This window comes from Rhizobium sp. NZLR8 (genome assembly GCF_019685025.1).
Lineage (GTDB): Bacteria > Pseudomonadota > Alphaproteobacteria > Rhizobiales > Rhizobiaceae > Rhizobium.
The window spans coordinates 265,502-280,960 of sequence record NZ_JABDVY010000009.1; the positions used below are offsets into that span (position 1 = coordinate 265,502).

Consider the following 15,459-nt stretch of genomic DNA (forward strand, 5'->3'; position numbering starts at 1 on the left):
GGGGTGGGTGAGTTTGGAAAACTAAGAGTACGTGCGTTTACTACCATTGATGAAGATTGACTTTTGTGACGAGAACACCCAATGAGGCGAAATCATTCCTGTCCGCGCGAGTCCGACATGGCAATTGTGCGGTCGCCGATAAAACCGGGTGCCTCCGGTCATGCCACGGTGCACAAGCAAATATGAGAAGTCTTCCAAAAAAAATCATTGCTGGCCATACCGGTATGGTGGGTTCGGCCGTTGAACGACGCTTGATCGCGGAAGGGTGTCCGGCTAGCTCAGGCAACTGCTTGGGCTCTCAAGATTTCTGCAAAAGAGATGTGCCGGGAAGTGGTTATGCGTGACTTAGCGCAAGCGCAAAAACCCGCTTTGCATAAACGGAATGACTTCGATGTCAATGTGAACCGCCGAATGATTTTGGGCGGCGGATACTATCGCGCGTGGAGAAGCTCTTGATAAAATTCGCTATTGTTGGGTGCGGACGCATTGCTAAAAGACATTCCGAACTGTTGGGCTTGTCACAGATAACCGGGGCGTCGCTAGTCGCAGTTTGTGACGTAGTGGAAGAAAAGGCAAAGGAGTTCGGAGATAGGTTCGGCGTTCCTCACTATCAGTCCATCGACGAAATGCTCCAGAACACTGACGCCAATGTCGTATCGATATTGACGCCAAGTGGCATGCATGCAGAGCACGTCATAACTGCTGCAAAATATAAACGGCACATCGTGGTTGAAAAGCCAATGGCGCTGACTTTGACCGACGCTGAAGCGATGATCAAGGCGTGTGATGACAACAACATTCGCCTTTTTGTCGTCAAACAAAACCGGTTTAACGTCCCGGTCTTGAAAGCGCGCGAAGCTCTCGATGCGGGCCGCTTCGGTAAGCTGGTACTCGGGACGGTTAGGGTACGATGGTGCCGCGATCAGGGTTACTATGATCAGGATAACTGGCGCGGTACCTGGCAATATGACGGCGGTGTCCTTGCCAATCAGGCAAGTCATCATATCGACATGTTAAGTTGGTTCATGGGTGATGTCGAAAGTGTTCACGCGCGGGCGGCGACAGCGTTGGTGGATATCGAGGCGGAAGACACTGCCGTAGCCACACTGAAGTTCCGCAACGGTGCACTCGGCATTATAGAAGCCACCGCAGCAACGCGACCCAAGGACATTGAAGGATCGATTTCGATACTTGGGGCCGGGGGTTCTGTTGAGATTGCGGGTTTTGCGGTGAACAAGATCCGCACCTGGCAGTTCGGCGACCATGACTTAGGCGATGAGCAAGTTATGGATAAGTACTCTGTTAATCCTCCGAACGTTTATGGTTTTGGTCATCAGGCTTATTACGAACATGTCGTCGATTGCCTAGTGAATGATACAAAAGCCCTCGTGGATGGTCATGAGGGGCGCCAGAGTCTTGAGCTAATCTCCGCACTATACGAATCAATCGCTTCCAATCAGGAAGTGAAATTGCCTTTGGAAGTGAAACATTCGAAACTGGGACGATCTTCCCAGTGACCGACGGCTCCCCCACGCTCTGGAAGGCGCAGGTCAGAGACGTCGTTTGCGGCGCTCGGGTGAAAATAGTTGAGCCCGCTAATGTCTATGAATGCGAACTTGCGGATGATTGTTTCGTCGGTCCGTTCGTCGAAATCCAGAAGGGCGTGAAGATCGGGCCGCGCACAAAGATACAGTCACACAGTTTCATATGCGAACTTGTGGAGATTGGTGAGGATTGTTTCATCGGACATGGGGTTGTTTTTGTGAACGACCTTTTTTCGGGAGGTGGGCCTGCGCGGGGAAATCGCGCGCTCTGGAAGGAGACCCGGATCGGCAACCGAGTTTCGATCGGCTCAAACGCTACGGTCCTGGCAGTTCGGATATGCGACGATGTTGTGATCGGCGCAGGCGCGGTTGTAACCCGGGATATCACCATTTCTGGCACCTATGCCGGCAACCCCGCCCGGCCTTTACCTCGTTCGGCAAGGAATGAGGTTTAGGTTTGTCCCAGGAAGGTCGTCGTTGGGTGGACACGTCGGTACATGCCCCTGGCTTTGAGCTTCTCGCCGTCAGCCCCCCGTGGGAAGGGGTGTTGGCCCCAGTCTTTCGCGAAGGGTTGTTTCAGCGTTGAGCCGATGCTTGGCTGAATGTTATTTTAGTTGGTGCATATGGCGGCGCCGACGCACACGGAAATCATCACAATTTACCGAGAGCAGGTTTCATGAAAGTTCCTTTCGCTGATCTTCATCTCCAATATCTCTCTCTAAAGGAGGAGATCGATGCTGCAATTGCTTCAGTCATCCGCTCTTCCTCGTTTATCAGGGGGCCATTCGTCCAGAAGTTCGAGGACGAATTTGCCGCCGCCGTTGGCGCCCCTTATTGCATCTCATGTGCGAATGGAACGGACTCGCTCTTCATCGCCATGCGCGCGCTAGGCGTCAAACCCGGGGATGAAGTTATTACGACTGCCCATTCGTGGATTTCAACTACCGAGACCATTTCACAGGCCGGCGGCAATGTTGTCTTCTGCGACACCGACGCTTCGACATACACCATTGATCCTGTTCAAATCGAAGCGAAGATCACGCCTAGAACGGTTGGCATCATCCCGGTTCATCTCTATGGCCAACCGGCCGATATGCCTGCGATCATGGCTATCGCCCGGAAGCACGGTCTCTGGGTCATAGAGGATTGTGCTCAATCCCATCTGGCTGAGATTGATGGGCAGGTCGTCGGGAGTTTCGGGGATGTCGCTTCCTATTCTTTCTATCCGGGAAAGAACCTTGGCGCGATGGGCGACGCAGGCGCCATTACCTGCAAGGACAAATCACTTGCCGATCGGATGGCAATGTTTGCGCGGCATGGCGGGCTTTCAAAGGGCGACCACCAGATCGAAGGCATAAATAGCCGCCTCGACGGACTGCAGGCCGCGATCCTGTCGGTAAAGCTGCCGCGTCTGCCTGAATGGACTGCAAAGCGGCAGGAATGGGCGAGACGCTATGCGCGCGCCCTCGAAGATATTGGTTGGCTGGAACTGCCTGAAACGGCAGCCGGACGAAATCACGTCTATCACCTGTTTGTGATCAAGCACGAGCGGCGCGATGCCCTGGCCGCCCACCTCAATCATGGCGGCATCCAAACCGTGGTCAACTATCCAATATCGCTGCCGTTCCTGCCGGCTTACGAACGCCTCGGCCATCGGCCGGAAGATTTTCCCAACGCGTTTGGAAATCAATCCAAGATTCTTTCAATTCCGATTTTCCCTGAAATGACAGAAGCTCAACTCCTGTACGTCGCAGATATGATCAGGGGATTCGCCGAGTGAGTGATGAACGCCCGGAGAACCATGGAAGGCGCAGCAATCTTCTTGGAAACTCAGGCTGGAATTTTGCGGGTTTCCTTTTTACGCTGATTGCTAACCTTGCCACAGTGCCGTTCGTCGTGCGCTGGATTGGACTGCAGGCGCTGGGAAGCGCAGGCATAGTGATCGCTATCGCAGCTCCCGTGACGCTGATCGGTACGGTGCTCGGGCAGGCAGTTGTCAGGGAAATTTCCGCGCGGATTGGACGTGGCGAGGAGCATGCCGCCGCCCGTATTGCTATCGTCGGAATGAAAATCTGCCTGATCGCTTCGGCTGTGGCGTGGCTAGGGATCGTGCTTGCCGGTCCGTGGATCATGACCGGCATCGCCGGTGCGTCTCTTCCATCACAGAATCTCACCGTCTCCTTCGTCATTGTCGCAACCGGCACCGTGGCGCAGCAGTTCTCGTTTGTCCTGCAAGGTATTTGCGTGGGAAAGCAAAGTTTTCGATTGGTGGCCAAAGCATCAGCGTGGAGTTCATTCGCAACCATCATCGTGACCTTGGGATGCACGTGGTCCTTTCCAGTGCTGAATGGCTATTTGCTCGGATTTGCTGGAAGTCTTGTATTATCGACTGCAGGATGGATATGGGTTACATCCCCGGAATTCCGTGAGAGCGGCAGATTGATCTCGTCGTCTCCCGACGAACTGAAATCATTGCTTCATTTTGGAAAATGGCAAAGCCTCTCGCAGCTTGCCGGAATCTTTGGCAACCAGATTGACCGCTACGTTCTGGCTTCGCTCGCGCCGTCTGCCGTTGTCGGCCAATATAACGTGTGCAATCGCCTCCAGGAGGCCGCTTACATCGCGGTCATACGTATCTGTGAAGTCCTGTTTCCACGATTTGGCAACATGTCGAACAGCCGCGAAGAGGAGCGGCATGATTTCTTTATGCTCGCCTCATGGGGCAATTCGGCTTTCGGAGCCATCGTACTCTCGCCAATCGCGGTTCTCTCTAGGCCGCTGTTGACGGTTTGGGTCGGCGAAGAAACCGCTGCAGGCGGCACGCATCTGCTCCAGATACTCATTCTCGGCGGCATCGTCGGGTGCGGCTCGAATGTATTCCAGTATTACGCCATGGGAATGGGCAGAAACGCACCGGCTGCATATACTTCGCTTGCGTATTCGGTGATGACGGTTGTTTTTTCTTTCGTTTCCATCTGGTTTTACGGTCCGTACGCTGCTGGAGCAGGTTTGCTTGCTGCCAGCCTTGTAAGAGTGCCTCTCGCGCTTTTGGTGACTCGCAAGTGCTTCTTTCGCACTTTCAGCGCGGAGCAAATGTTCGCCTGTACAGTTGCTCCTATCTTGGTTGGCATCTGCATAGTTGTCGGATCTTTAAGCCTGAATTTCACCTGGATAAATGGCTGGCTGTCCCTCGCTTTCGCGTATGGCTGTACTGTCTGCGTTGTCTCGGCCGCGATCGCAGCCGTGGCGATGATGACGAAAACCGGGAGCATTATCTTGTCCCGTATCTATGGGTCCGTTAGAACGGCTTTGTCCGAGAGACGCCTGATTGGATGGAATAACCATCTTGTGAAACGCAAGAGAGGGTTTTGAGTGATCACTGTGGTAGACTATGGCGTCGGCAATATCGGCGCAATTACCAATATGGCGGAGTATTTGGGGATCGATGCTCGGCCAAGCGGTGATCCCAAGGAGATCGAAAGTGCTGCGAAGCTCATTCTTCCAGGGGTCGGTGCATTTGACAAAGCAATGGCCACGTTGAGAAACAGAAAATTAGTCGATCCACTGAATCACGCTGTGCGCGAACGGAGGGTTCCTGTTCTCGGCATATGTCTCGGTATGCAGCTGTTGGCGCGATCCAGCGAGGAAGGCTCGGAAACTGGACTCGGCTGGATAAATGCGGATGTGAAGCGCATCAGGCTGCCGGCAACATCATCCCTTAAAGTTCCTCATATCGGCTGGCTTGAGATAAGGCCGCGCCGAGAAAGCGCTCTGTTCGACAGGTTCAACCGGAGGGAGCGCTTTTATTTCGACCACAGCTATTTTGTCGATTGCGATGATCCGAATGACGTTACCGCCGTCATCGACTACGGCGAGGAACTATGTTGCGCAATGAGTTCGGACAATGTCAGCGGCGTGCAATTTCATCCTGAAAAAAGCCACCGCTTCGGGATGCGGGTTCTTGAAGCATTCGGAAAGCTTTGATGAGAAAAAGGCTTATACCCGTCCTGCTGGTCGATCAGAAGCGTCGGCTGGTGAAAACGATAGAGTTTGGTGAGCGCACCTACGTCGGCGATCCCTTCAATGTTGTGCGCCTGTTCAACGAAAAGGAAGTCGACGAGATCTGCATTCTCGATATCGACGCCACGCGTACGGGGCGAGGTCCTGACCTCGGTTTCGTTCGCGAACTCGCAACCGAATGTTTCATGCCTTTGGCATATGGCGGCGGCATCACCGAGCTTAAGCAGTGCGAGGAACTTAACCGCTCCGGCGTCGAGAAGTTTGTACTCGGTCGAGGCGCGCGCAATTCGCAACTGGTGGGAGCGATCGCTGCCGATATGGGCAGCCAGGCTCTGGTTGCCTGTGTCGACGTTGACGGTCGCGGCGCGGCGGCGAGCTGCTACGTTTCAAGCGGTGCGAGGCAAGAGCCGATAGAATTCTGCCTGAGGCTGCAGGATGCCGGCGTTGGCGAAATAATTCTTCAGTCGAAAACTCTCGACGGCACGCGCAACGGGTATGATCTTGAGTTGATCCAGTCGATTAGCCGAAAGCTGAGCATTCCGGTCGTTGCCTTGGGTGGTGCCGGAAGCGTCGCCCACCTGGTGGAAAGCCTCGATGCCGGCGCTTCCGCCGCGGCCTCGGGGAGCGCCTTCACCTTTATCGGTCGGCTAAGGGCAGTCCTCATAAGCTACCCTGCACCAGAAATTTTGGAGGAGGCGGAGCAAGGTGCTCATGGATAAAGCGTCGCGAGTTTGCTCATTTTGCGCCATGGACAATTCTAACCCGTCGATCGTGTTTGACGCAAACGGCCAATGTAACTGCTGTCGGGATGCGCTGAATCGCAAGCCGCACGAGTGGTGGATTGGCCCCGAAGGCGACATACGAATGCGGCGATTGATCGCCACATTGAAGGAAGAAGGCGCAGGTAAGCCATATGACGCAATGGTCGGGCTTAGCGGTGGAATTGACAGCGCGTTTCTTGCGCATCTCGCCGCCCGAAAGCATGGTCTTCGTCTTCTGGCGGTCCATGTTGACGGCGGTTGGAATTCCGAGCCCGCCGTCCACAATATTGAAATTCTTGTCCGAAAACTCGATCTCGACCTTCACACGTATGTAGTCGAGTGGCAGGAGATGCGCGATCTGCAGATTGCCTTTATGAAAGCGTCTGTCCTCAATCAGGACATCCCGCAAGATCATGCATTCTTTTCCACGCTCTATAGGACAGCAGCTAAATTCGGCATTCGTCACTTCCTCAGCGGCGTAAACTTCGCGTCAGAATCGGTGATACCCCGCGGCTTTGGCTATCCGTCGATTGACGGAACGCATGCGAGCGCGATTCAAAAACGCTTCGGCTCCTTGAAGCTCACGACCTATCCCTTCATGAGCCCCCTTGAGTATATTTGGCTTACCCGCGTCCGCCGGCAACTCACGATTCACCGTCCGCTCAACTACATCGACTACAATAAAGAAGAGGCGCGCACTGAGCTTCAGCGCGAATATGGGTGGCGTGACTACGGCGGCAAGCACAGTGAATCCAGATTCACAAAATTCTACCAGGATATCTATCTTCCGAGAAAATTTAACTTTGACAAAAGACGGCTTCATCTTTCAAGTTTGATTGTTGCCGGACAAATGACGCGGGAGGAGGCGCTACGCGAAATTTCAAAGCCCATCATCTCCGTTCAGGATGCCCGCAGGGAAACAAAGTTTGTGGCCAAGAAACTGGGATTGAAGCCGGAAGAGCTCCAATCATATATCGAGGCACCGCCAGTACCGCATAGCAATTATCCGAACGGCATGTGGCTTCATAAAGCGCTTTTGCGCCTGCGTAACATGACACGGATACTCCTGCCGACACGTAACGCAGCCGCAGAGGCAGCAGATGTCGACTAGCCTCGTCTTTGCCATGGCTGTTACAATGTCAGTGGCGTTTTACATCTGGAGGGTGGGGATCAATCTGACGCTTTCGTCAGTTTTTTTAGGTCTCATGCTCGCGCTTCATGGGCCCATGTATCTCTATTACACTCGAATATGGGGTGTCCAGACCAAGTTTTTTGAGACAATCATGTCTTCCGCTCCCTACACTGATGCTATAGGCGCACTGGATCTCTCCCTTGCCCTTTCATTTGTTTGTATCACTATCGGTATAGCAGGGGCGGATTTCGCGTTCGGCGTTAACCATCAACAGATCCAGGCGGCACTGCATTCCTGGCGTACTCAGCCTGTCCGGATAGCTAGCGGTGTCGCTCAACGACTCAAAATAATCTCGACCATCGGTTTCTTTATCATTCTCGCCTTTATTATAGTTGAAAACAAAATCCCCAAAATTATTGTCTACTTCATCTCCGATGCAAGCGAAGTCGCGAAGATTGCGATGCGACGCGAGTCGGGTGGAAGCCGTTTTTATCTTTTCAATCTCCTCGTCTCCAACCTATTTCCCTTCTCTGCTTTTTGCTGTTTTATAGCTATAAGACAGCGGTCAATGAAACTGTCAGCGATCGCGTGGGCTTTTATCGTTGCCGTCATGGTGGCCAAGGCCTCGACTTTGAGCAAGGCGCCATTGGCGATATTTGTACTGCAGTTGATAGTCGTGGAACATCTTCGCAAATCTTTGGATCTGCCATTGGGGATGGCGATTAGGTTTATTTCGTTTTGTGTTATTTTGTTTGGTGCGATGGTACTTGTTGCCATTCGTGAATTGCATGGTGTCGGCGACGCGCTCGATTTTCTATTTTATCGGATATTCATGATCGCAAATGAAAGTTTGCTTGAGTATTATGCCGCAATTCCAAGTGTTCTCTCTTATGGTTGGGGTAGCAAGTTCAGTTGGCTGGTAGGCTCTCTGGCCGGTCAACCCAGTCAACCAACCTATGTACTGGTCGGCGCCGTCCACCGCGGCATGGAAGGTTCCACCTCGACAGCGATGTTTATCGCCGATGCCTGGGCCGACTTCTCTTGGGTGGGTGTCTTTCTATTTTCGCTATTAGCCGGATTTTTTATCCGCTTGCTGGATATCCAGCTAATAGTGAAACGAGGGAAGACCGTCGCAACGATTGCGGGGCTGGCTCTCGGCCACTATGGAATATTCGTGATGCTTTCGACCGCACTTCCAACTGCGATGATGACCGGCGGTTTGTTTTTGATTGTTCCATTAGTGGTAGCGCTGTCCAGCTCGCTGAAGTGGGCGCCAGACAAGAACGACGGTGGACAAAAGCATCTTGTCCAACTCGGACAGGTATAGAATCCAATATGCGTGTTTTTCAAAATTCCGGGGTATATGCTGCTTATATGCGGCGGCTTGATATACTCGCAGCTGATGCGAGACAGTTTTCAGACAGATTGTCTCTTTTTTTGGATGATCGCTATGGCGCCTGCCATATACTGAAACCGGTGATGGAGACCTCTCCGGACATCTTCTTTACGAACGGCGATGACGAGATACTTCAACGATACTGGGCGGTAGAAAATGGTTTGCCCGCCATCTCCGACATGGAGCAGATCTTGCTGAGCCAGATCGAACATCACCGCACCGAGATATTTTATAATTCGGATCCGATGCGATACGGGAACGATTTCGTCCGCAAGCTTCCTGGCTGCGTGCGCAAGTCAATCATGTGGCGAGCGGCGCCTTCCGGCAATACCGACTTCGGCGCCTACGATTTGATCGTCTGCAACTTTCCTACCATATTGGAAGGTTATCGGAAGCTTGGCTGGCGTGCGGAATATTTTGCACCAGCCCATGATCCGGCAATGGATAGCTATGCCGAAAATCGAGACCGGCCAATCGATGTGCTTTTTGTCGGCGGCTATAGCCGTCACCATCGTCGGCGTGCAGAGATACTGCAAGCCGTGTCGGCTATTCGAAGGGATTTTAAAGTTTATTACCACCTTGATCGGTCGCGATTGACTAGGCTTGCTGAGAGCCCGATTGGCTGGCTTCTGCCGCTTGGGAAGCACAGGCGTCCGAAGAATATTCGTGCAGTGTCGCGTACCCCACTCTTCGGACGTGAGCTTTATGAAGCGATTTCGCAGGCGAAAATTGTTCTAAACGGCGCCGTGGATATGGCGGGAACGGACAGGGGAAATATGCGATGCTGGGAGGCGCTAGGATGCGGTGCGCTAATGGTCTCGGACTCCGGTGTTTATCCCGAGGGGATGGTCAATAATATTAGCATGGTAACATATGAAGATGCGGAATCCGCGGCGCGGACAATTGTAAATCTGCTTCGGGAACCGGAGCGCCTCCAGGCGTTAGCGAACGAAGGAACCCGTACTGTACGAACCGTGTACAACAAGCGTGCCCAATGGCTTAACTTCCAACAGCTGGCTGCAAGCGCATGAAGCTTAGCCTGACCACGATCGCAAACATGGCGGCGGGATGGTTGGCCCGCAAGCGGAGCAAATTTCTCGTTGGGAGTGGTAGCAATGTCCGTTGGCTGGCATTGCGATCCGTTCGCGGAGGCAATGTGAAGGTCGGCGAGAACTGTATCATCAATTGCAATATCAGCTTCGATGATCCCCGCGGTCGCATCAGCATTGGCGATCGCTGTTATATTGGTGCCAGTCACCTGGTATGCCATTCCGGAATTACGATTGGAAACGATGTTATCATCTCATGGGGAGTGACAATCGTGGATCATGATTCTCATTCTCTCGAGTGGGAATTGCGCAAGAACGATGTGACCGATTGGGGCTTAGGAAAGAAGGATTGGACCGGGGTTTCCATCAAGCCAGTGTTTATTCAGAACAATGTGTGGATTGGTTTTGGCGTGAGTATCCTGAAGGGGGTGACAGTCGGCGACGGGGCAGTTATTGGAGCCCATGCTGTTGTCACGCGCGATGTCCCCCCTTATACCGTCGCCGCCGGTAACCCCGCTCGCATAATTCGGAATCTCAAGCGGACGCAAAAAGAGACAGAAGGTCAACCATGACGGCAACAAAGTTGGACACGTGGGAAGCAGCCGTCCAGTGGCTTCGGCAACAGCCTGACCAGCAAAAGCTGGTGCTCGATGCCTACTACGACGATCCGATTCTGCAGGCGGCCGAGCGGTATTGGCGGAGCGGCGAGTGGGGTGCCATTCGCGAATTTCTCCCGCAGGCGCCAGGAACTGCAGTCGATATCGGCGCCGGTCGTGGTATTGCCAGCTATGCTCTGGCAAAGGAAGGTTTTGAAGTAACGGCACTGGAGCCCGACGCGAGCGACCTCGTGGGTGCTGGTGCAATTCGTGCCCTCTTCAATGAGGTTCATCTTCCCATTTCGATCGCCGAGGAGTTTTCCGAAAAGCTCCCATTCTCCGACAATGCCTTCGATGTGGTCTTTGCCAGAGCCGTTCTGCATCACACCTCCGATCTGTCGGCCGCGTGTCGCGAATTCTTTCGAGTGCTCAAGCCCGGCGGGCGCTTCATCGCAGTTCGCGAACATGTGATATCGAGCGAGCGCGATTTGCCGATCTTTCTGGATCGCCATCCCCTCCACAAACTCTATGGAGGGGAAAACGCCTTTCTTCTGAAGGAGTATCAGAACTCAATTGTTTCGGCCGGTTTCAAGATGGACAAGCTCCTTATGCCGCTGGAGAGCGAGATCAACTTCGCCCCCTACACTCCGGCGGAGGTGAAGGCGCAGATTTGCATGCGATTGCCGCTCTTCGCAAGAGCCGCTCCAGCGCTTTTGAGTTCTCGGTCAACCTGGACGATCTTCTCGCATATCGCAGCAAAATTCGATCGGCGGCCGGGCCGGCTATATTCGTTCGTCGCCACGCGGCCCCAATAAAGAAAAAGAATGGCTCGTATACTAATCACAGGCGCTCACGGATTTATCGGAAGATATCTGGCAAAGTCGCTTGCACTTGCCGGGAACTCCGTGTTCGGCCTTGGGCACGGTACCTGGTCACCGCTTCACGCCCAGCGCTGGGGGCTGGTCTCTTGGCATAACGGCGAGGTCGATATCCCCAATCTTCGGTTGATTCAACAGCAGTTTGGGACGGTGGACATTGTGTACCATCTTGCGGGGGGCTCGTCGGTCGGAGCAGCAATCGCAAATCCCCGGGAAGATTTCCACCGCACAGTCAGCTCGAGCATTGAACTGCTTGAATGGATGAGATTGGAGGCCCCTAAAAGCAGCTTAGTGGCGGTTTCTAGCGCTGCTGTTTACGGGGCAGGCCATACAGGTCAGATAGCTGAATCGGCGAAACCCAACCCCTTCTCTCCCTACGGTCATCACAAGCATATAATGGAATCTCTCTGCATCTCCTATTGCGAGAGTTACGAGTTAAAGGTCGTGATCGGTCGTCTGTTTTCAGTTTATGGGGAAGGATTGCGCAAGCAATTGCTCTGGGACGTTTGCTCCCAGCTCGAGGTTCATCCTGAGCGACTCCTTCTCGGTGGAAGTGGCAACGAGCTTAGAGACTGGACGGCGGTGACCGACGTCGCGCGCGCGCTGTCGCTTATCCACACCGAGGCAAACCCCTCGCCAAAAGTTATCAATATCGGCACCGGCCGCGGCACCAATGTTCGTGCGATCGTTGAAGGTATTGCCCAAGCATGGGCGGTCGAGACCAATTTGGAAGCCAGGATTGAATTTTCGGGTAAAGCAAGAGCTGGCGACCCTCAAAGCCTGATAGCCCAATCCGAGCAGCTCGCGGCCCTCGGGTTCGAGTGGCAAAAGGATCTGATGGAAGGCCTCTCAGGCTATGTCAGGTGGTTTCGATCGGAATCCGGTGTGAGATCATGACCCGTATTGCCTTTACGATGATCGGCGGGAAAAACTGGACCGGCGGTTATAACTATCTGATAAATCTCGCTAGGCTGCTGTCCGCTGATCAGAGCAGAGCTCTTACGCCCGTTATGTTCTTTGGAACCGACGTCGATGAAGAAGATATAACTCCATTTGCGGCTCTCAATGGCGTTGATGTGGTCCGTAGCCCGCTCTTTAACAGATCCAGGAGCTTTAGATCTCTGCTCACCGGTCTTGTCACCGGCGCCGACTGGCGTGTGCGTAAGCTGTTTAGAACTTACCGGATAGATGTCGTATTTGAGGTGGCACAATTTTTTGGTTTCAATCTCGGCATCCCAGTTATTGCCTGGATCCCAGATTTCCAGCACCGCTTCCTCCCCCATCTCTTCAGTAAGCTTGGCTACTGGAAACGCGATATAGGGTTTAAAATTCAGGTCCTGGGAAAACGCGAGATCATGTTGAGCAGTGAGGACTCGCGCGTCTCGTGCGAAGTTTTCTATCCGTCCTCCCGGGGGCGCACACACGTCGTCAGGTTTGCGGTGCCGCCCAAGGTAGTGATTGTTCCTGCGGCTGCTCGTGCTCTTGCCGACAAATATGGACTGCCTGAGCGGTATATCTTCCTTCCCAACCAGTTCTGGCAGCACAAGAACCATCTTCTTGTCGTGGAGGCATTGACGATCCTCCGTCGCCGCGGTCAAGACGTTACTGTCGTAGCATGTGGCAGCCAGTCTGATCCGCGCGACCCTTCTTATTTTCCGCGTGTGAAGGCTGCTATCGACAATTCCGGTCTCTCCTCAAACTTCATTCTTCTCGGTCTTATCCCATATGGCGATCTTGCTCCACTCGCAACCGCTAGTATGGCCTTGCTGAATCCATCTCTCTTCGAAGGATGGAGCACGACAGTCGAAGAGGCCCTGTCGTGGGGCGTGCCGTTGATTTTGTCCGATTTGGACGTCAACAGGGAACAGGCGGGCGAAGTGGCCGTATTTTTCGACCGCCGTGACGCGCAGGCGCTTGCAGACGCACTTGCTTCGGCAAATCTGTCTTCGCCGGATATTCTGTTCGAAAGGGCGGCGAAGGCACAGGCCATCGCTAATGAACGCGTCAACCGCTTCATCACTGATTTCCATGCGCTTGTTCAATGGGCTGCCACCAAAAGCCGGTAGCAAACCACAGAAGAAGGCCGGGGAACCTCGCCTCCCACCAGCTATGAAAGTAAGTGTGAATGCGCGAACCGAAAATTTCAATCATCACCGTTGTCTTCAACAACGAAGCCACGATTGCTGATACGATCGAATCCGTTCGCGCTCAAAACTATCCAAATATGGAGTATATTGTCGTCGACGGACTCTCAAAGGACCGCACGCTTGATCGGATCAACGAACGCCGCGATGTTGTCACGCGCCTAATTTCCGAAGAGGACTTCGGCATCTATGATGCCATGAATAAAGGAATAAGTCTTGCGACCGGCGATGTTATCGGCTTCATAAATGGGGACGACTTCTACATGCCGGGCGCTCTGGCAAAGGTCGCGGAGGCGTTCCGGGATCCGGCCTTGGAAGCATGTTACGGGGATCTCTGCTATGTTCGGCAAGATGATACCTCAACGATCGTGCGCGACTGGCGCTCTTCGCCTTTTGTACCTCGGGCTTTCGAAGAAGGCTGGTGCCCGCCTCATCCAACCTTCTTCGTTCGGCGCGAGGTCTATAAGCGCCTTGGGTCATTTGACCTCTGTTATAGGATTGCTGCTGATGTAGAATTAATGATGCGCTTTCTGGAACGTCACCGTATCAAGTCGAAATACCTGCCCGGCACTATGGTGAAGATGCGAATGGGCGGCACGACAAATCGCAGCTGGAAGAATATTCTGCAGCAAAACAAAGAAATTCTACTTGCGCTTGAAACTCACGGATTAAGAGCCAGCCCAGTACATTTCTTCTCTAGGAAGCTTGTATCGCGGGGCATGCAGGTACTTCGTGCGGCCTTGCTCAAGGTGCGCTAACGCATTAGCCGTTCGACCGGCTACGACGATTTCGCTGCCTGAGGTATGCGCTTTTAAGGAGGTTGACTAGAACGCCGATAACGAACCCGACAAAGAGACCTGCAGTCAGAATGGTTATCTTGGTCGGAGAAGCGGGATTCGATGGAGCGTAAATTGGGGAAAGCAGAGTTGCAGACTTGCTTAATTCTAGTTTACCCGTCAAGTCGGCAATGTCCTTACGCAATGCGATCGCATCGTCGCGTGTCGCGAGATATATTGCCTGCTGCCATCCGGAATCCTGCGCCTCCTTCAGGAGCTTCGAATTTTGCACGAGTTGATCCTGCAGTGACCTGATTTGAGATTTCAGATGTTCCGAGCTGATGGACGCAACCAACGTCTGCTGTTCTTGAACCCCCCGCACGATCGCGGCGACGCACTGCCGCGCCAATTCAGCGGTTGGGGCGGTAAAGGAAATTTCGATGACGTCATTGGGAACTGATGGTGCCGTCACCCTCACATTTTGCGAAATCTGTTCGGCGGTTACCGGGCCGCCGTCGGAGCACGTGGAGACGGTCTGCTGATCGAAAGCTGATGGAGATCGCAGACGAAAAGTAACATGCTCACGAGGCTCCACAAGAGCGACGGCATCAGGGTCGAGCTGTGTCGGAGCCGACGTGGTTGCTAGCACTAGTTGTGCTGAGGCTTGATAGTAAGGTTGGCTACGCCAGAGGAACATGCCTGCTAGTGCAACTCCGATGGTGCAGCACACAATAATGATGGCCATGCCACGTCTTAGAAAGGAAACAACAGAGAATAGATTAATTTCCTCGTCAAATAATCTTTGTTCCATGATCGCAGCTTTCAGCATCCGCCATAGGCTCAAATTTAGCAAAGAATTTCATAGCAGCTGGGAGCCTAATCACGCTTCAACCCTATCGGACCTTCAATGTCAATCATCAAAAGACCACAACCTGGGCTTATCACGATGCCTCATGGGATCCAGTTAACCGCACGGCTGCAGATCTTCGCCTGCGTCGTCGCGGTGATTTTACGGACTCGCAGCTACGTTCACGCCGCCGTATTGGTTTCGGCGCCGGTGAAAGCGAGATCCGAGACCTCGCCCGTTGACGAATAGCCGGAAACAAGCTCAGCCAATGTCGCTCGGGCAGCGATCATATCATTCCGATCCAATGCCGCATTGA

At 53.4% G+C, this 15,459-nt stretch carries 15 protein-coding genes; 14 read left to right on the forward strand and 1 reads right to left on the reverse strand.

All coding sequences use genetic code 11. The annotated features are described in order from the left end of the window. The first annotated feature begins 440 nt into the window (after positions 1-440). The 14 genes from HJB89_RS20945 to HJB89_RS21010 all read left to right on the forward strand — a co-directional run bounded on the left by HJB89_RS20945 (position 441) and on the right by HJB89_RS21010 (position 14,278). A complete protein-coding gene (locus HJB89_RS20945; RefSeq protein WP_311044377.1) occupies positions 441-1,517 on the forward strand; it encodes a Gfo/Idh/MocA family oxidoreductase in 1,077 nt (358 codons plus the stop codon). Continuing rightward, the gene (locus tag HJB89_RS20950; RefSeq protein ID WP_039618020.1) at positions 1,514-1,999 is read left to right on the forward strand and encodes an acyltransferase; all 486 of its coding nucleotides are present in this window, start codon (positions 1,514-1,516) and stop codon (positions 1,997-1,999) included. Before HJB89_RS20945 ends, HJB89_RS20950 begins: the two co-directional genes overlap by 4 nt. Before the next feature lie 221 nt (positions 2,000-2,220). Then, positions 2,221-3,324: a DegT/DnrJ/EryC1/StrS aminotransferase family protein gene (locus tag HJB89_RS20955; protein WP_221150490.1), complete on the forward strand. Its 1,104-nt coding sequence runs from the start codon at positions 2,221-2,223 to the stop codon at positions 3,322-3,324. Then, positions 3,321-4,916, forward strand: a complete 1,596-nt coding sequence (locus HJB89_RS20960; RefSeq protein WP_221150491.1) for an oligosaccharide flippase family protein — start codon at positions 3,321-3,323, stop codon at positions 4,914-4,916. The genes HJB89_RS20955 and HJB89_RS20960 overlap by 4 nt, the downstream gene beginning before the upstream one ends. Beyond that, positions 4,917-5,528, forward strand: a complete 612-nt coding sequence (gene hisH, locus HJB89_RS20965) for an imidazole glycerol phosphate synthase subunit HisH (protein WP_221150492.1) — start codon at positions 4,917-4,919, stop codon at positions 5,526-5,528. Beyond that, positions 5,528-6,283 (forward strand): imidazole glycerol phosphate synthase cyclase subunit, encoded by a 756-nt coding sequence (locus HJB89_RS20970; RefSeq protein ID WP_259672086.1) that lies wholly within the window; start codon positions 5,528-5,530, stop codon positions 6,281-6,283. Before hisH ends, HJB89_RS20970 begins: the two co-directional genes overlap by 1 nt. Next, complete coding sequence (locus tag HJB89_RS20975) at positions 6,276-7,436, forward strand: N-acetyl sugar amidotransferase (protein ID WP_221150494.1); 1,161 nt, start codon at positions 6,276-6,278, stop codon at positions 7,434-7,436. Before HJB89_RS20970 ends, HJB89_RS20975 begins: the two co-directional genes overlap by 8 nt. Next, the gene (locus tag HJB89_RS20980; RefSeq protein ID WP_221150495.1) at positions 7,426-8,784 is read left to right on the forward strand and encodes an oligosaccharide repeat unit polymerase; all 1,359 of its coding nucleotides are present in this window, start codon (positions 7,426-7,428) and stop codon (positions 8,782-8,784) included. The genes HJB89_RS20975 and HJB89_RS20980 overlap by 11 nt, the downstream gene beginning before the upstream one ends. Before the next feature lie 8 nt (positions 8,785-8,792). Then, complete coding sequence (locus HJB89_RS20985; protein WP_221150496.1) at positions 8,793-9,884, forward strand: glycosyltransferase; 1,092 nt, start codon at positions 8,793-8,795, stop codon at positions 9,882-9,884. Further along, complete coding sequence (locus HJB89_RS20990) at positions 9,881-10,474, forward strand: DapH/DapD/GlmU-related protein (protein ID WP_221150497.1); 594 nt, start codon at positions 9,881-9,883, stop codon at positions 10,472-10,474. Before HJB89_RS20985 ends, HJB89_RS20990 begins: the two co-directional genes overlap by 4 nt. After that, positions 10,471-11,313, forward strand: a complete 843-nt coding sequence (locus HJB89_RS20995; RefSeq protein ID WP_221150498.1) for a class I SAM-dependent methyltransferase — start codon at positions 10,471-10,473, stop codon at positions 11,311-11,313. Before HJB89_RS20990 ends, HJB89_RS20995 begins: the two co-directional genes overlap by 4 nt. A gap of 9 nt (positions 11,314-11,322) precedes the next feature. Beyond that, the gene (locus HJB89_RS21000) at positions 11,323-12,273 is read left to right on the forward strand and encodes an NAD(P)-dependent oxidoreductase (protein ID WP_221150499.1); all 951 of its coding nucleotides are present in this window, start codon (positions 11,323-11,325) and stop codon (positions 12,271-12,273) included. Beyond that, positions 12,270-13,442: a glycosyltransferase gene (locus HJB89_RS21005; protein WP_221150500.1), complete on the forward strand. Its 1,173-nt coding sequence runs from the start codon at positions 12,270-12,272 to the stop codon at positions 13,440-13,442. Before HJB89_RS21000 ends, HJB89_RS21005 begins: the two co-directional genes overlap by 4 nt. 59 nt (positions 13,443-13,501) lie before the next feature. After that, the gene (locus HJB89_RS21010) at positions 13,502-14,278 is read left to right on the forward strand and encodes a glycosyltransferase family 2 protein (protein WP_221150501.1); all 777 of its coding nucleotides are present in this window, start codon (positions 13,502-13,504) and stop codon (positions 14,276-14,278) included. 4 nt (positions 14,279-14,282) lie between these two features. Here HJB89_RS21010 and HJB89_RS21015 read toward each other — a convergent pair whose 3' ends face one another. Next, positions 14,283-15,125: a Wzz/FepE/Etk N-terminal domain-containing protein gene (locus HJB89_RS21015; protein ID WP_259672084.1), complete on the reverse strand. Its 843-nt coding sequence runs from the start codon at positions 15,123-15,125 to the stop codon at positions 14,283-14,285. Between the last annotated feature and the right edge of the window lie 334 nt (positions 15,126-15,459).

What these genes read in the sequence shown, in the direction of transcription:
- HJB89_RS20955 (WP_221150490.1), top strand. Translation starts at nt 2,221, where the DNA reads ATGAAAGTTCCTTTCGCTGATCTTCATCTCCAATATCTCTCTCTAAAG.
- HJB89_RS20970 (WP_259672086.1), top strand. Translation starts at nt 5,528, where the DNA reads ATGAGAAAAAGGCTTATACCCGTCCTGCTGGTCGATCAGAAGCGTCGG.
- HJB89_RS20975 (WP_221150494.1), top strand. Translation starts at nt 6,276, where the DNA reads ATGGATAAAGCGTCGCGAGTTTGCTCATTTTGCGCCATGGACAATTCT.
- HJB89_RS20980 (WP_221150495.1), top strand. Translation starts at nt 7,426, where the DNA reads ATGTCGACTAGCCTCGTCTTTGCCATGGCTGTTACAATGTCAGTGGCG.
- HJB89_RS20985 (WP_221150496.1), top strand. Translation starts at nt 8,793, where the DNA reads ATGCGTGTTTTTCAAAATTCCGGGGTATATGCTGCTTATATGCGGCGG.
- HJB89_RS20990 (WP_221150497.1), top strand. Translation starts at nt 9,881, where the DNA reads ATGAAGCTTAGCCTGACCACGATCGCAAACATGGCGGCGGGATGGTTG.
- HJB89_RS20995 (WP_221150498.1), top strand. Translation starts at nt 10,471, where the DNA reads ATGACGGCAACAAAGTTGGACACGTGGGAAGCAGCCGTCCAGTGGCTT.
- HJB89_RS21000 (WP_221150499.1), top strand. Translation starts at nt 11,323, where the DNA reads ATGGCTCGTATACTAATCACAGGCGCTCACGGATTTATCGGAAGATAT.
- HJB89_RS21005 (WP_221150500.1), top strand. Translation starts at nt 12,270, where the DNA reads ATGACCCGTATTGCCTTTACGATGATCGGCGGGAAAAACTGGACCGGC.
- HJB89_RS21010 (WP_221150501.1), top strand. Translation starts at nt 13,502, where the DNA reads ATGCGCGAACCGAAAATTTCAATCATCACCGTTGTCTTCAACAACGAA.
- HJB89_RS21015 (WP_259672084.1), bottom strand. Translation starts at nt 15,125, where the DNA reads ATGCTGAAAGCTGCGATCATGGAACAAAGATTATTTGACGAGGAAATT.